This is a genomic window from Catellatospora sp. NPDC049609 (assembly GCF_040675365.1).
In the GTDB taxonomy this organism is placed as follows: Bacteria; Actinomycetota; Actinomycetes; order Mycobacteriales; family Micromonosporaceae; genus Catellatospora.
Window position 1 is genome coordinate 1 of the sequence record NZ_JBFAOU010000071.1, and the last position, 13930, is coordinate 13930.

Annotated in this window: 20 protein-coding genes; 10 read left to right on the top strand and 10 right to left on the bottom strand. The window is 72.5% G+C overall.

Annotation, left to right across the window (positions count from 1 at the left end; genetic code table 11):
* Positions 1–95: 95 nt before the first annotated feature.
* Together AB0J67_RS20635 and AB0J67_RS20640 are read left to right on the top strand one after the other, a co-directional pair.
* Positions 96–383: a DUF1905 domain-containing protein gene (locus tag AB0J67_RS20635; protein ID WP_363484986.1), complete on the top strand. Its 288-nt coding sequence runs from the start codon at positions 96–98 to the stop codon at positions 381–383.
* Positions 384–411: 28 nt separating this feature from the next.
* Complete coding sequence (locus AB0J67_RS20640; protein WP_363484989.1) at positions 412–966, top strand: TIGR03086 family metal-binding protein; 555 nt, start codon at positions 412–414, stop codon at positions 964–966.
* Positions 967–1010: 44 nt separating this feature from the next.
* Here the strand turns inward: AB0J67_RS20640 and AB0J67_RS20645 are convergent, their stop codons facing one another.
* Together AB0J67_RS20645 and AB0J67_RS20650 are read right to left on the bottom strand one after the other, a co-directional pair.
* Complete coding sequence (locus AB0J67_RS20645; protein WP_363484992.1) at positions 1011–1601, bottom strand: DUF2716 domain-containing protein; 591 nt, start codon at positions 1599–1601, stop codon at positions 1011–1013.
* Positions 1602–1734: 133 nt separating this feature from the next.
* A complete protein-coding gene (locus AB0J67_RS20650) occupies positions 1735–2157 on the bottom strand; it encodes a DNA-binding protein (RefSeq protein ID WP_363484995.1) in 423 nt (140 codons plus the stop codon).
* Positions 2158–2296: 139 nt separating this feature from the next.
* Here AB0J67_RS20650 and AB0J67_RS20655 point away from each other — a divergent pair, with 139 nt between their 5' ends.
* The 4 genes from AB0J67_RS20655 to AB0J67_RS20670 all read left to right on the top strand — a co-directional run bounded on the left by AB0J67_RS20655 (position 2297) and on the right by AB0J67_RS20670 (position 4849).
* Positions 2297–3580, top strand: coding sequence for an LCP family protein (locus AB0J67_RS20655; protein ID WP_363484998.1), 1284 nt, complete (start codon positions 2297–2299; stop codon positions 3578–3580).
* A 65-nt stretch (positions 3581–3645) separates the two neighbouring features.
* Positions 3646–4089, top strand: a complete 444-nt coding sequence (locus tag AB0J67_RS20660) for a hypothetical protein (protein ID WP_363485001.1) — start codon at positions 3646–3648, stop codon at positions 4087–4089.
* Positions 4090–4262: 173 nt separating this feature from the next.
* The gene (locus tag AB0J67_RS20665) at positions 4263–4658 is read left to right on the top strand and encodes a hypothetical protein (RefSeq protein WP_363485004.1); all 396 of its coding nucleotides are present in this window, start codon (positions 4263–4265) and stop codon (positions 4656–4658) included.
* Positions 4655–4849 (top strand): helix-turn-helix transcriptional regulator, encoded by a 195-nt coding sequence (locus AB0J67_RS20670; protein WP_363485007.1) that lies wholly within the window; start codon positions 4655–4657, stop codon positions 4847–4849. The genes AB0J67_RS20665 and AB0J67_RS20670 overlap by 4 nt, the downstream gene beginning before the upstream one ends.
* A 124-nt stretch (positions 4850–4973) precedes the next feature.
* Here the strand turns inward: AB0J67_RS20670 and AB0J67_RS20675 are convergent, their stop codons facing one another.
* Together AB0J67_RS20675 and AB0J67_RS20680 are read right to left on the bottom strand one after the other, a co-directional pair.
* Entirely contained in the window at positions 4974–5966 is a 993-nt protein-coding gene (locus AB0J67_RS20675; protein ID WP_363485009.1) for a tyrosinase family protein, read from the bottom strand.
* Complete coding sequence (locus tag AB0J67_RS20680) at positions 5966–6580, bottom strand: hypothetical protein (RefSeq protein WP_363485011.1); 615 nt, start codon at positions 6578–6580, stop codon at positions 5966–5968. The genes AB0J67_RS20675 and AB0J67_RS20680 overlap by 1 nt, the downstream gene beginning before the upstream one ends.
* Before the next feature lie 154 nt (positions 6581–6734).
* Here AB0J67_RS20680 and AB0J67_RS20685 point away from each other — a divergent pair, with 154 nt between their 5' ends.
* On the top strand, positions 6735–7151 hold the full coding sequence (locus AB0J67_RS20685; RefSeq protein WP_363485013.1) for a GNAT family protein: 417 nt from the start codon (positions 6735–6737) through the stop codon (positions 7149–7151).
* On the opposite strand, the gene AB0J67_RS20690 is transcribed toward AB0J67_RS20685, so the two are convergent.
* Positions 7148–8350: an MFS transporter gene (locus AB0J67_RS20690; RefSeq protein WP_363485015.1), complete on the bottom strand. Its 1203-nt coding sequence runs from the start codon at positions 8348–8350 to the stop codon at positions 7148–7150. The two genes, AB0J67_RS20685 and AB0J67_RS20690, sit on opposite strands and share 4 nt — an antisense overlap.
* Before the next feature lie 253 nt (positions 8351–8603).
* On the opposite strand from AB0J67_RS20690, the gene AB0J67_RS20695 reads away from it, so the two are divergent.
* Entirely contained in the window at positions 8604–8903 is a 300-nt protein-coding gene (locus tag AB0J67_RS20695; RefSeq protein WP_363485017.1) for a DUF2795 domain-containing protein, read from the top strand.
* A 49-nt stretch (positions 8904–8952) separates the two neighbouring features.
* Here AB0J67_RS20695 and AB0J67_RS20700 read toward each other — a convergent pair whose 3' ends face one another.
* Positions 8953–9552, bottom strand: coding sequence for a TetR/AcrR family transcriptional regulator (locus tag AB0J67_RS20700; RefSeq protein WP_363485018.1), 600 nt, complete (start codon positions 9550–9552; stop codon positions 8953–8955).
* 41 nt (positions 9553–9593) lie between these two features.
* Between AB0J67_RS20700 and AB0J67_RS20705 the strand changes: the two genes are divergently transcribed.
* A complete protein-coding gene (locus AB0J67_RS20705) occupies positions 9594–10139 on the top strand; it encodes a GNAT family protein (RefSeq protein WP_363485020.1) in 546 nt (181 codons plus the stop codon).
* A 195-nt stretch (positions 10140–10334) separates the two neighbouring features.
* On the opposite strand, the gene AB0J67_RS20710 is transcribed toward AB0J67_RS20705, so the two are convergent.
* The 3 genes from AB0J67_RS20710 to AB0J67_RS20720 all read right to left on the bottom strand — a co-directional run bounded on the left by AB0J67_RS20710 (position 10335) and on the right by AB0J67_RS20720 (position 12982).
* Positions 10335–11429, bottom strand: coding sequence for a serine hydrolase (locus AB0J67_RS20710; protein ID WP_363485021.1), 1095 nt, complete (start codon positions 11427–11429; stop codon positions 10335–10337).
* 455 nt (positions 11430–11884) lie between these two features.
* Positions 11885–12571 carry a uridylate kinase gene (locus AB0J67_RS20715; RefSeq protein WP_363485022.1) on the bottom strand — a complete coding sequence of 229 codons (687 nt, stop codon included), beginning with the start codon at positions 12569–12571 and terminating at the stop codon, positions 11885–11887.
* A 171-nt stretch (positions 12572–12742) separates the two neighbouring features.
* Positions 12743–12982: a hypothetical protein gene (locus tag AB0J67_RS20720; RefSeq protein ID WP_363485024.1), complete on the bottom strand. Its 240-nt coding sequence runs from the start codon at positions 12980–12982 to the stop codon at positions 12743–12745.
* 99 nt (positions 12983–13081) lie between these two features.
* Here AB0J67_RS20720 and AB0J67_RS20725 point away from each other — a divergent pair, with 99 nt between their 5' ends.
* Positions 13082–13432, top strand: coding sequence for a hypothetical protein (locus AB0J67_RS20725; RefSeq protein ID WP_363485025.1), 351 nt, complete (start codon positions 13082–13084; stop codon positions 13430–13432).
* A gap of 66 nt (positions 13433–13498) precedes the next feature.
* Here AB0J67_RS20725 and AB0J67_RS20730 read toward each other — a convergent pair whose 3' ends face one another.
* A complete protein-coding gene (locus tag AB0J67_RS20730; RefSeq protein WP_363485026.1) occupies positions 13499–13864 on the bottom strand; it encodes a hypothetical protein in 366 nt (121 codons plus the stop codon).
* Positions 13865–13930 lie beyond the last annotated feature (66 nt).

Below are 13930 nucleotides of genomic sequence, written 5' to 3' on the forward strand. Positions count from 1 at the left end.
CCGCCGCGGGGGGGGGGGGGCCGGTCCGCCCCCCCCGGCGCCCCCCCCCGCCCCGGGGGCCGCGGCCCCGCGGCCGGGCTGCCTATCCTGGCCCGATGGACCTGCGATTCAGCGGCGAGCTGTGGTTCTGGAGAGGACCCGCGCCGTGGCACTTCGTCACCGTCCCGGAGGACCAGTGCCGCGCGCTGGCGGCGACCGCCGCCTCCGTGTCGTACGGCTGGGGCATGATCCCGGTGACCGCCCTGATCGGGGCCACGGAGTGGACCACGTCGCTGTGGCCCAAGGACGGCCGCTACATCGTGCCGGTCAAGACGTGGGTGCGCCGGGCCGAAGCGCTGGACATCGGCGACCTCGTGACGGTGTGCCTCACCGTCGACGGCTGAACCACCCGCGGAGAAGGGACACCGAGTCATGACCAGTGCCGCAGACGAGCACCGCCTCATCGCCAGAGGCTTCACCGAGCGCGTCCACGGCGTGGCACCCGGCGCCTGGGACGCCCCCGCACCGTGCCCGGGCTGGGTGGCCCGCGACGTGGTGCGCCACCTCGTCGAATGGTTCCCGGGTTTCCTGAAGGCCGGTGCCGGTGTCGACCTGCCGCAGGGTCCGTCCGTCGACGACGACCCGGTGGCGGCCTGGACCGTGCACCGCGACGGCGTGCAGGCCCTGCTCGACGATCCGGCCACCGCCGACCGCGTGCTCACCAATGCGCACACGGGCTCGATGCCGCTCGACGCGGCGGTCGACACGTTCTACACCAGCGACGTCTTCATGCACACCTGGGACCTGGCCCGCGCCACCGGGCAGGACGAGCGCCTCGACCCGGCCAGGTGCGCGCGGCTGCTGGAAGGGATGCTCCCGATGGACGCGGTGCTGCGCTCCAGCGGCCACTACGGTCCCCGCGTCGAAGTGGCCGACGACGCCGACGCGCAGACGCGCCTGCTCGCCTTCATCGGCCGTACGCCGTGACTCCGGCACCGCCGCTGCCCTGACCGGCCTCCCCCGTCGGCCCGTCAGGGCAGGGGCCGGCCGTCCCGCCGGATGGGCGGCGGCAGGTGGCCACGGCTGCGCGCCTCGAACGCGGCGACCGCGGGCGCGCCGAACACGCACAGGGTCTGCTCCCACGGGTCACCCACGACCCCGAACGCGTCGTCCCGGCCGAGGAAGATCATGAAGTCGCCGTCCGGCAACAGCCCGCCGATCTCCCAGCCCGGCACCTCGCGCGGGCCGGCCACCTTGTGCGGCCGGAACACCGCGGACGGGTGCACCCAGTCGTGGAAGACCACGGACTCGTACCACTCGGTGCAGTCGCGCAGCGTGCCGAGCACGATTTCGGCGATCGCGAGGCGGCCGGCGGCGAACCCGCCCGGGCACGTCCCGGCGAAGACGCCGGCCAGGTCCCACACGGCCGAGGGCGCCGGCTCCTCGATGGCCGGGCCGTCACCGGCGTCGACGCCGAATCCGTGCCGGAACCCGAACCGCTGCACGAACTCCGCCCACAGCCGCCGCCCGTCCTCCCAGTCGAGCTCCAGCCACACCTCGTCCACCACCGCCGGTGCCTGATCGATCGCGGCCGGAGCCGGGTGCGGGGGCGGGTCGCTCATCGGTCGTCTCGGCAAGCCATGGGCGGACCCTACCCGGGACGGGCGATCCCGCCGAGCCGGCGCCGAAACGTGGTACGCGAACCGCCCTGTCGAGACGCGCCCCCACCCGCCCGGCAGCCGTCGCCGTCACCGGTCAGGCGGCGCCGGGCCTGGTCCGCTCGGTCAGGCGCTCGAAGCGCTGCCGCGCCGCCTGCGGGGTGCCGAGGCCCAGTCCGAACGCGATCGCCTGCCAGGTCAGCCCGCGGCTGCGGGACACGTCGAGCAGCCCGGCCTCCAGCGCGTCGAGCTCGGCCCGCACCCGCGGGATCAGGGTGAGCGCCGCGGTGAGGTCCACCTCGTCCACGGGCTCCTCCCCGTGCTCGGGCGTGGCCGACCCGGCCGCCAGTGACATGACCAGCGCCACCGCCTCGAAGGGGTCGAGTATGGCCGCGTGGCGCCAGCGCGTGCGCCGGCCCTCCGTGCCGCCGTGCCGGTCGGTGATGCGGGTCAGGGCCGCGAAGTCCCGCTGCGCGCGGGAACGCCCGGCGTCGGGCGGGGTGAACGGGTCATCGGTCATGGCCCCAGCCAAGCAGTTGAACACTCTGTTGTCAACATATCGTTGTGAACGATCTGTTGAAAGCCGTGGTGGCGCGCATCCGGGCTGCTCAGAGGCGTTTTGGGATCGTCTGCCAGCGTGAGTCGTTGTCCATGTCGTGGTGTCACGACGATGGCAGAACGCCTCCCGGTGGGCCCGCTGGTGTGTGCTCGCGGGCACGGCGCTGATGCTGATCAGCGGCGCCACCCTGGTGACCGTGGACCGGGCGCTCGCCCGGTACGAGGACGCCGTGCACCAGGCCGACCTGTTCGGCGACCAGAGCACCGGCGGAACCGATCCGGTCCCCTCGGCCGCCCCGACCCGGCCCGCGGACATCAAGGGGCCGTTGAACATCCTGCTGGCCGGCATCGACCCGCGCCACGACGATCCGAACTGGATACCCCGCGCCGACTCGGTGCTGGTCATGCACATCCCCGCCGGGCTGGACCGCGGCTACCTGTTCTCACTGCCCCGCGACCTGCTGGTGGCGATCCCGCCGTTCCCCAAATCCGGCTACGGCGGCAACGCCTCGGACAAGCTCGCCCACGCCATGTTCTTCGGCGCACAGCATCCCGGGCAGCGCCGCGCCGACTACGCGCAGGGCTTCGAGCTGCTGGCCGCCACGGTCAGCCGGTACACCGGGATCGAGCGGTTCGACGCCGGGGCGATCATCGACTTCAGCGGGTTCGAGGACGTCGTCGACGCGCTGGGCGGCGTGGACATGGTCGTCGACCAGCGCGTGGCGTCGATCCACCGCGAGCCCGACGGCGACCCTCGCGACCGGGGCGCCGGCAGCACCGGCTACGTCGGCCCGCAGATGGTGTACGAGCCCGGCAGGCGCCACTTCAAGGGCTGGCAGGCGCTGGACTACGCCCGCCAGCGCTACATCCCCGGCGGCGACTACGCCCGCCAGCGCCACCAGCAGCAGCTGGTCCGCGCGATGATCTCCAAGGCGTTCAGCGGCGACCTGCTCACCGACCCGCTGCGCATGGACCGGGTGCTGCGCACCGTGGGCGGCTCGCTGACCTTCAGCGGCCGCGGCCACGGCATCGTCGACTGGGCGTTCGCCCTGCAGGACCTGCGCCCCGCCAACGTGGTCATGATCCGGCTCACCGGCGGCGGCGTCGGCCGCTGGGTCGAGGACAAGTCCGACGACGACAAGGACGACGACAAGCCCAAGGACGACGGCGACGGCGACGGCGACGCCGAACCGGACGACCCTCAGGACGACGGCAAGAAGGATGACAAGAAGGACGACGAGAAGAAGGACGAGAAGCCCAAGCTGAAGTACCAGTACCTCGGCGAGCAGCTCCACCCGGCATCCCGGCAGTTCCTGGCCTCGGTGGCGGCCGGCTCCGTGGAGAACTTCATGGCCTTCCACCCGGAGATGGTCAACAAGAGCTGACGCGCCCCCGCGATGTCGGCCGGGAGCGCTAGGGTCCCGGCGAGTCGATCAGTTCGGGAGGGTCCGTGGGCGCGTCCGGTTGGGACTACGTCGTGGCATATCAGGCAGATCTCAACGCGGCGCTCCAGGAGCTGCAGCGTCGGGTGTTCGCCGAGGGCGACTACTGGTGGGTCCGGGGTGAGATCGGCAAGCCGGCCGCCGCGTACGAGAACCGCCCGCGCACGCAACAGGAACTGTTCGCCGACGAGTGGGTCCAGGAGTCGGGCACCCATTCCATCCTCGACATGGAACGCGTCCTCGACGACGGCGAGGAGCCCGGCTACTGCACGGTCCAGGCGGTCACCGCGGCCGAGGCGCTGCGGTGCGCGGGCACCGAGGTCCTGACCCGCGAGCACCTCCCGGCGATCGAAGGGCTCGCCGAGCGGCGCTGGTTCGGCCGCTGCGCGATCCTGCACGACGCGCTGGGCACTCCGACGGAGATCTACTTCTGGGGCTTCTCCGGCGACTAGCACGTCCGGTGCCGGAAACCGTCGCACCCGGTTTCCGCCTGATCACGCCGCCTCATGCCGGCGTACCACCTGCCTGCGCGCCACCGCGGGCGTGTCAAGTGTACTTGACACGCCGGGGGACGCCTTCTAGCGTGTCAAGTGTACTTGACACGACCACCTGGAAGGGGCGACCCGTGCAGGCTCAGCAGGAGCTCAAGGCAACCGGTCGACTACTGCTCTGGACGTTCGCCTGGGCGGCGACGCTCGCCCTGGCCAAGTTCGGTCCACGGCTTCTGTGGGACGCACAGCAGGCGGCGAGCTGGGTCGCCGTCGCCGTCAATGTCGTCGTCGGCATCGGCTGGATCGTCGCCTTCACGCGTTTCCTGCGCGCGCTCGACGAGCTGCAACGGAAGATCATGCAGGATGCGCTGGCGGTCACCCTCGGCGTGGGGTGGGTCGGCGGCTTCGCCTACGTCGTCGCCGACACCGCCGGCCTCGTCGCCCGCGACGTGAACACCGCCGCTCTCCCCGCGCTCCTGGGAGTCGTCTTCATGATCGCCTTCGCCGTCGGCAAGCTGCGTTACCGATGAGGAACCGCATCACCGACCTGCGCGCCGAACGCGGCTGGACGCAGGCCGACCTGGCGCAGCGAGCCGGTGTGTCGCGGCAGACGATCAACGCGATCGAGACGGGCAAGTTCGACCCGAGCCTGCCCCTCGCCTTCCGCCTCGCCAGGCTGTTCGGCCTCAAGATCGAGGAGATCTTCCTCGACGATCAATGAGCGCGGCCCGCACGCCCGGTCCCGCCGCCCGTCGGCGGCGGCGAACCCCGGCGACGGCGTGCCACGGGTAGATGTCGTCGCGGGTGGGCCGCCGGGACCAGCGGCCCACCCGCGACGACCTCGGCTACGCGAGCGAGTCGTAGCTGTACCAGGCCGACGGGTCGAGAGTCTGCGCCGGGGTCAGCGGCTCACCCAGCAGGGTCACCATGGTGTCGTTGAGGCCCTGCCCGGTGGGCACCTGGTCGTCGCCGGCGCCCGGCGCGTAGCTGCGGCCGCGCCGGGACAGCCACGCCTCCCACAGCCGGTCGACGTTGCAGTGGTTGAGGTAGAACAGCGGGTCGTTGGGCGAGCTGCCCGGACCCATGTCCCCGCCGACCCACACGTGCACCCGGTTGTGCATCTGCGGGGCGCCCGCCTGCCCCGGGCGGCGCGGATCCAGCCACCCCTCGACCCGGTTGCGGAACCCGTCGGAGCTGACGTCCCACGGCACGCTGTCGTAGCCGAGGCCGTCCTCCAGCACCCACTTCGCGTCCTCGGCGGTCGGCAGGCCGGGCACGTCCGGGTCGGTGCCGGCCTGGCGCTGCAGCGGCCGCGGCGCCACCGACCACAGCTGGGTGCCGTAGCCGACCAGGCGCACCCGCATCGCGGCCAGCGGCCCGCTGACCACGTCGCCGCGGGCGTCGCCGAGCGCCGCCTCGCCCCACAGCGAGCTGGCGTGCTGCTGGTCGGTGGGCAGGCCGCCGTCGGCGGTCCAGTCCCAGTACGGCAGGCCGGCCTCGGCGTCGCCGGTGACGCGCTGGATCTGCTGCTCCAGGCGCAGCAGGTACATCCGGTGCCAGGGCAGGAAGATCGGGCCGCCGTGGGCGAGGTTGCGCATCGGGCGAGCGGGCGTGCTGGGCATCTGCATGGCCAGGAAGTGCCACAGCACGAACAGGTCCCAGGTGGTCAGCGGCTGGTCCACGCCGTAGAGCCGGAAGCCGGGCACCGACGGGGACAGCAGCTGGTTGAGCTGCGAGGTGGTGTATCCGGACGGCTCGGCGTTGAGCGCGACCACCCCTTCCACGAACCGCGCGCGGGCCGTGTCGGAGGTCTGGATGTTGGCGCGTACGGCGGTCATCAGTGCCCTCCCCCGTGCTGGTGGTCGTGGCCGTGCTCACGGCCGTGCTCGTGCGGCGGCGCGGGTGTCGGGGCGGGAGTCGGGGCCGGGGCCGGGGCCGGGCTCTGCGCCTGGGGCGCGTCCGGCTGCGGCGCACCGTGCTGGTGCGCGCCGTGCTCGTGGCGGCCGTGCTCGTGCCCGCCGTCGCCGTGCTGGTGGGCGGGGTCGTCGACGCAGCAGGTGGTGCCGTCGCCGCAGTGCTCGCCGTGCTCGCCGACCAGGCAGCCGAGCTGGTCGACGGCGGGCGGCTCGGTGCCGAAGTAGTCCAGTACGCGCTTGCACATGTCGATCGCCGACGGCAGCGCGTACTGCGGCAGGCCGTGGTAGTGCACCGCCCCGTTGTCCAGGACCTCCAGCCCGCCCTCCAGCGGCCTGCCGTCAATCGTGATCTTGTAGGTGGTCTCGATGCGGATCTCGTGACCCTTGTGCACCGCGGTGCGCACCGAACTCGACACGCCGTCCGTGCCGTGGGCATGGCCGTGACCGGCCGTGGCCGGGTCCGGCAGCCCGTAGCCCCCGGCGCGCAGGGCGGCCGTGAAGTCGGCCGCCGCTCCGTCATCCCTGGTAAAACTCACTGTTCCTCCACCATCTGCACACGACGCGCCGGCGCCCGTGAGGCGCGGCGCGTAGGCACAGTGCCACCGGGGACAGGCCCGGACAACGCGGCGGCGGCATTCCGACAGGCGGAGTGGACAGTCGGCGCCGGCGGCCCGACGTTCGGCGCCCCGCTTGGGAAAACCGGATGCGGCGGCCGGGCGGGCTGGCTGGCTACCGTCCGGGCGTGGCACGGTGTCCAGCTTCTCGTGGCTGGCCCCCGGCAGCCGCGGCCAGGGGCTCGGCAAGGAGATGCGGGCGGCGATCCTGCAGCTGGCCTTCGCCGGGCTGGGCGCCCGCGAAGCCGGCAGCGACGCCTTCGTCGACAACGAGGCGCCCAACCGGGTCTCCCGCGCCCTGGGTTACGAACCGAACGGCACGGACTGGGACACCCGCCGCGGCGAGCCCGCGCGCATCCAGCAGTGGCGGCTCACCCGGGACGCGTGGGAGCGGGTCCGCCGGGACGACATCGCGCTGACCGGCGTCGCGGAGTGCCTGTCCGTGCTGGGCATCGGCCAGCGGGCCGTCCGACCCGCCGGCGGGATCGCCTAGGCCACGCCCTGGTCGCCCTCCCGGGTCGCGGGCAGCGGCCGGGCCCGCAGCCGGATCCGCGTCGCGCCGGTGGCGGCGGCGTACACCAGCATGCCTGTGGTGACCAGGGCCAGGCCCAGCGGGGGGATGCCGCCGATGCCCCAGGTGTCCAGGGCCAGCGCGCCGACCAGCGCCCCGCAGGCGACCCCGATGTTGTACGCGCTGGCGTTGATGCCGGAGGCCTGCTCGGTGTGGTCCGGCGCGACCCGCAGCGTCGCGGCCTGCATGAAGACCGGCAGCAGGCCCATGCCGAGACCGAACAGGATCATCGTGCCGACCGCGGCCCAGACCGCGGTGCCGTACAGCGACAGCAGCACCAGGCCCGCCATCAGCAGGCCGCCGCTGGCCAGGATGCCCGGCCGCAGCCACCGGTCGGCGACCCACCCGGCCACCGGCAGCATCAGCGTGCCGGCGATGCCATTGGCCAGCAGCACCGGCGCGATCTGCGTCTCGCTGAGCCCGGCCCGGTGCAGCAGCGGCGCGGTATAGGTGATCATCAGGTACGCGCCGAGCATGGTCACCGCGGTCATCGCGACGATCGGCGGGAAGTTCGGCTGGCGCAGCACCTCGCGCATCGGGGTGCGCACGGGTGCGCTGCTGCCCGGCACCTCGGGCAGCAGCCACCAGGCGAGCAGCGTCAGCAGCACGGCGACGCCGGTGAGCACCGCGAACGTGGTCCGCCAGCCCACGGCGGTGCCGAGGCTGGTGCCCGCGGGCACGCCGACCAGCACAGCCATGCTGCCGCCCGCGGAGAGCACGGTGACGGCCCGGCCGACCCGGTCACCGGTGACCAGGCGGGCCGCGTACCCGCCGACGACGGCCCAGAACAGCCCGTGGGTCACCCCGCCGAGCAGCCGGGCGCCGAACGCGACCGGGTAGTCCGGCGCCACGATCATGACGGCGTTGCTGGCCGTGTACGCGCCCAGCGACGCCACGAGCAGCGTCTTACGGGGCATCCGGGCGGTGAGCGTGCCGAGCGGGGCGGCGAACAGCGCCACCATGACCGCGTACCCGGTGACCAGCAGCCCCAGCCGCGACGGCGAGACCTGCAGGTCGCGGCTCATGCTCAGCAGCAGGCCCGTCGGGACCAGCTCGGTGGTCACCGAGATGAACACGCCCGCGCCGAGCAGCAGGAGGTGTGGCCAGGGGAAGCGGGTCATGGGCCGCATTTTGTAATGTCACTGAACAAAATCGCAAACCTGTATTCACGGTGCCCTCGCTCAGGTGCAGCTGCCGGCCGATCTCCCGGTTGGCGGCGTTGATCGCGAATCTGGATCAGAAAGTGCAGCCGCACCCCAGTTCCTGACCCGAACTCGCGATCACCACCGGGCGCGCGCGGGCGCTGGCGGCGGGGCGAGGCGGATTTCGTGCATTCGCGCGTCGGGAGCGGCCGCCGGGAGTCACAGTCGAACTATGCAGAACCAGGATTGGGCGCAGATGCAGGAAGCACTGCGCGACATCGACTTTCCCGCTGATAAGGACATGATCCTCGCACATGTGGAGGAATACACCAGCGACGGCGGCGTGCTCCGGCTCGCCCGGACGCTGCCTCCGGAGGTCTACCGCAACATGTCCGAGGTCCGCAGCTCGGTGCGCCTCGACCCGTCGGTCGAGGAGGGCCGCACCGCCGGGCAGAAGGCCGCACAGGCCCGCTCCCACAACAAGCACGTCGCCGAGTACCTGCGCGAGGTCCCGGACACCCGGCTCAGCTGAACCCTGCGCCCGGCGGCGGAGAGTATCCGGGCGGCCGGGACGGGTCGTGCTACCGGGCGGACAGCAGGCCGACGAACCCGTCGACCAGCCGGATCTGCCGCTCGGGCGGCAAGCGCGCCGGGTCGAACAGCGCCTGCACGACCAGACCGTGCGCGAACGCCGCCGCCTGCACCACCACATCGTCCACCATGGTGCCGGCGGGCAGCTCCCCCAGCCTGACCGCCGCCTGCACGTGCGGGCGCAGCATGCCGCGCCAGCGTTCGTAGCGGGCCAGCTCGGCGGCCCCCAGCTCCGCGTCGGTCAGGGCACTGTCCCAGAAGCCGATCCAGACGCGGCTCATCTCCGCGGCCGCGGCCGTCAGCGGCAGCACGTCCAGCAGCGCCGTACGCAGCGCGGCCAGGCCCTCCGCCGGCGGGGTGCGGCGGTCGCGGCCGTCGGTGTGCTCGTGCGCCAGCTCCAGCGCGTGCCGCACCAGGGCCTTCTTCGTGGGGAAGTAGTGGGTGAGCAGGCCGGTCGACACACCCATCTCGGCGGCGACCGCCCGCAGTGTCAGCCCACCGAACCCCTGGCTCGCGAGCACGCGCCACACGGCGGCGGAGACGTCCCGCCGCCTCGCCTCGTGATCACCTCTGGCCGGCACGTATGGCATAGTACATAACAAACGTTTGGTACGCACTGAGCGAGGTCCCCATGCTCTCCCACCCCCTCACCTCCGACGCCGAGCTGCGCGCCCTCGAGCCCTGGCGCGCACCCGAGTTCGCCGAGTTCATCGCCGCTCACCGCGACCACCTCGCCCCCTGGCTGCCCTGGGCGGTCCGCCTGACCGACGTCGACGCCACCCGGGCCTGGCTGCAGGCCTACGCCGAGCGGCAGGCGCGCGACGAGGGCCGCATCTACGGCATCTGGCAGCACGGGGTGCTGGTCGGCGGCACCCTGTTCCGGGTGTTCGACCACGCCTCCGGCACCGCCGAGATCGGGGTGTGGCTCGCGCCCGACGCGCAGGGCCAGGGACTGATCACCCGCGCGGCCACCCACATGATCGACTGGGTGGTACGCGAGCGTGGTATGCACCGGGTCGAGTGGCGCACCGTGCCGACCAACGCCGCGAGCATCGCCTGCGCCGAGCGGCTCGGCATGCACCTCGACGGGCGGCTGCGGGAGTGCTTCCCGCACGGCGGCGTCCGGCACGACGCCCTCGTCTACTCGCTGCTCGCCCCCGAGTGGACGGCCCGCTGACCCGTTCCGGATGATGCCGCGAGCCGGCACTCCCCCTCCGACCTCGCCTCCCGGCCGGTCGCGTCCTGACGATCCGTCCTCCGACCGGTCACGGCCTGACGATCCGTCCCCCGACCGGTCGCGGCCTGAGGATCCGCGACGGCCGACCATCGGCGGTCAGCGGCCTGACGATCTGCGACGGCCGACCATCGGCGGTCAGCGGGTCCGGCTGCCGCGGCGTCGGCGGATCGCGGAGAACACGCCGCACACCGCCGCGACCGCGGCGCCGACGGCGAGCAGCGGAGCCGCGCCCGCACCGCCGGTGCCGGCACCCGCGTTCTGCCCCGCCGATCCCGCGGCGGCGGCGGCGGCCGGAGCTGCCGGCGGCTGGGCGCCCGGCGCGGCCTCCCCGGGCTCGATGAGGCGGCCGACCGACGCGTCCGCGGGCTGGGCGAAGCCCCAGTCGAGCAGCGCCGCGCCCTGCTGCCAGCCGCTCATCGGGTACGCCTCCGCGCCCAGCAGCGTGACGACCAGGCGGCGGCCGTCGCGCTCGGCGGCACCGACGTAGGTGTGCCGGGCGAGGTCGGTGTAGCCGGTCTTGCCGCCCAGCGCGCCGGGGTAGTTGAATAGCAGCAGGTTCTGGTTGCCGATCTGGAAGCTCTTGGCCTTCTTGCGCGGTTGCTCGGGCACCCGCGCCTCGCGGGTCGTGGCGTACCGGCGGAAGGTCTCGTCGGCGAAGCAGGCCCGCGCGATCAGCGCCAGGTCGTAGACGCTGGTGAGCTGGCCGGGCCCGTCGAGGCCGGACGGGGTCGCCGCGTGCGTCTGGTACGCCCCGAGCCGCGCGGCCTCGGCGTTCATCTCGCGTACGCCGCCCGCGGCCCCGTCGGCGCCACCGCCGAGGCGGGCCAGGATGTTGGCGGCGTCGTTGCCGGAGACCAGGATCAGGCCCAGCCACAGGTCCTCGACGGTGTACCGGCCGCCCTCGACCACGCCCATGGCCGAGGAGCCGGGCTCGTAGTCCAGGTCCTCCCGGGTGACGGTGACGACCTGCTTCGGGTCGAGGCGGCGGAGCATGGTGGCGGCCAGCAGGAGCTTCTGCACGCTGGCCGGTGCGCCGTACTCGTGCGCGCCGCAGGCGCCGAGCACCGCGCCGGTGTCGAGGTCGGCGACCAGCCATGAGGTGGCCGTGACCTCCGGCGGGCGGGACGCGTCCGGCGGGACGGCCAGGCCGGAGGTGGCCAGCAGCTCGCCGCCGACGGTGCGCAGGACGGGGTCGGCGGGCGGCGCGGAGGCGCGTACCGCTCCGGACACCCGCGGTCCCGCTACGCGCGGGCAGGGCATGGTCGGGGCGGACGCGGTGCGGGCACCCCTGGGATCAGGGTGCGCCGCCGCGGGCAGGGGCGTGGCGAGCAGGACGCCGATCATCACCAGGGCGAGACGCGCCCCCGCAGGTACAAACCGGAGCATAACCGGCACATTAGCGAAAACCTCTCGCAGTCGTGGCCGCATCCATGAAACCGTCTCGGGTGACGTGATCCGGACGTCCGTGCCTGGTCGGCGGCATGCCGCCCCCGTGGCTCGCGGCGTCGCGCGGCTGGCGTCGCGCGTCGCGTCTCGCGTCGCGTGTCTCGCGGCTGGCGGCTGGCGGCTGGGCTGGCGGCTGGCGGCTGGCGGCTGGCGGCAAGATCGCGGTGTGGTGTCAGCATGTGGAGTCTGACTGCACGTTGTGACACCAGGCAGCGATCTTGCCCGGCGGCGCAGCCCGATCAGCGCCGCAGGAGGCGGGGCGCGGCTGGGTCGTTGTTGTCCAGGACCAGGTCGGCCTGCTCGGCCGGGCGAACCTGGGTGAGGTAGATCCGCTCGCCGGGGATGTACTTGGTGCGGTATCGGTGGGCGGCCTCCTCGGCTGAGCCCATCCACGCCGCGTCGCGCACGGTGCCGCGGCGCAGCACCTCGTCGAGGGTGATGTCGACGTAGACGCGCAGGTCCCAGTGCCGGATGAGCTCGGGCCGCTGCGAGAAGGCGCCGTCGGCGAGCAGGATCGCGTCATCGGGCGCGATCCGCAGCGGGCTGTCGACGCGTTCGGTCGCGGGCAGGTTCATGATGGCTTCGCGGTAGCGGCGGTGGCCGCCGGGGCCGAGCGGCAGCAGCAGCTCCGCGCGGATCGACTCGTTGTCCCACGAGTCGAAGTAGTAGCTCTCGGGCGAGTCATACGGGTAGGCGGTGCGCAGCTCGACGGCGCGCTTGAAGTGATCGAGGCCGACGCGGATCACCGGCCGGGACGTGATCGCACGCACGGCGCCGGCCAGCTCGTCACCGAGAGTGGTCTTGCCCGCCGCCGAGCAGCCGTCGATCGCGACACGCACCGGGTGCGGCCGCTGCACGGCGACGACGATCGCGGCCAGCTCGGCGAGCACGGCGGCGCGGCCGTCCGCCGCGGGGGGTGTGTGCATCAGCGACTCCGGGTGGCCGAGTGTTCCGGATACAACACTTCAGAAGGCGACTGCCGCGAGCTTACTGACCGCCGCACTGGGACGACGGGCATCTCGACAGCACGGCGATACTCCTTCCGTGTCTACGCGGTCCCGGCTTCGCACCCTGCATCGCCCACTGCCAACGCTGCGTCACGGTTGATCGCGCAGCCGGTCTCGTGCTCGTCCAACCAGCTCCTGGTACACCGGCGACAACGGTTCCACCAGCTCTCGCTCCAGCAGGCAGGTCAGGTTCCACAGCGCTCGCTGCTCGGCCTGGTCCTCGACGAGGTCGCCGAAGTCGTTGGTCAGCCTGTCGGTGCGGGTCAACCACTCGAACAGGACCAGCGCCTCATCGCCGCCGAGCCGCACGACCACCTCGCGATCTGCCACGTAGGCAGGGTAGTGCCGCACCGGCCCGGTGGCTGCCGTACCCGATGACGCCCCGTCGTGACCGCACCACTGGCCTGCCGGTCTGGCAACATGCGACCCGTGAACGCGAGCGAGCGAGCCTGGTCGCTGCTGAAGGTCGAAGTGGTGGAGCTGGTCGAGTACGACTTCCCGGGCTGGATACGGGTGCGCCTGGTCGACGCCGACGGCGTGCCCTGGATCTTCGAGGACAAGATTCCGATCTTCTTCTACGAGGACGAGCCCACGCCGGCCACGACGCTCCCGGCACCCGCTCACATCCGCTGCGAAGTGCTCCGAGCCGAGCTGGACGATGACGGGCGAGAGGTCCTCATCGTCTCCACCGCAGGACGACCCACCGAGATCGAGAAGGACCTGGACGAGTTTCGTGTGCGGCGAGAACAGCTTGAGGAGCCCAACGAGAGCATCCGCTGAGGCGGTGATGGTCATCCTGGGCAGTGAGCCAGCCGGTTTCGGCAGCTGTGCCACCGGATGCTCGCGCTACTCCTCCGGCCAGGAATGGGGCTCCACCACCCAGGGCATCCCCGGATTCTCACGATAGGCAAGGTGACCGAGCGGCAGGTCGGCGAGTCGGGCCACGGTCGAGTTCTGTTCCACGACGAGCCGCATGCAGCTGACCACAGCGGCGTTGGGGAGGTTCGGGTCGTTGAAGCCGTCGCCGACGATCCAGGAGTTCTCTGCCGTGTGCACGACCTCACGTGCCGGCTCCCTGCCCTCCAAGACCGTGCACTGAACCACAGCCCCAAGACTGTCCGGGAACCGTCCCTCGGCGAAGGGGAACGGCAGGTGGCGGAACACCTCGTGGTCGTGCGGGTGCCCTGGAAGCACGATGTTGGCTTGGTCCACCGCGCCACCATAGACGCACGCGCCGGCGAGTGGTGATCTCCTTTCGCCGGCAGACTCCGACCGAGC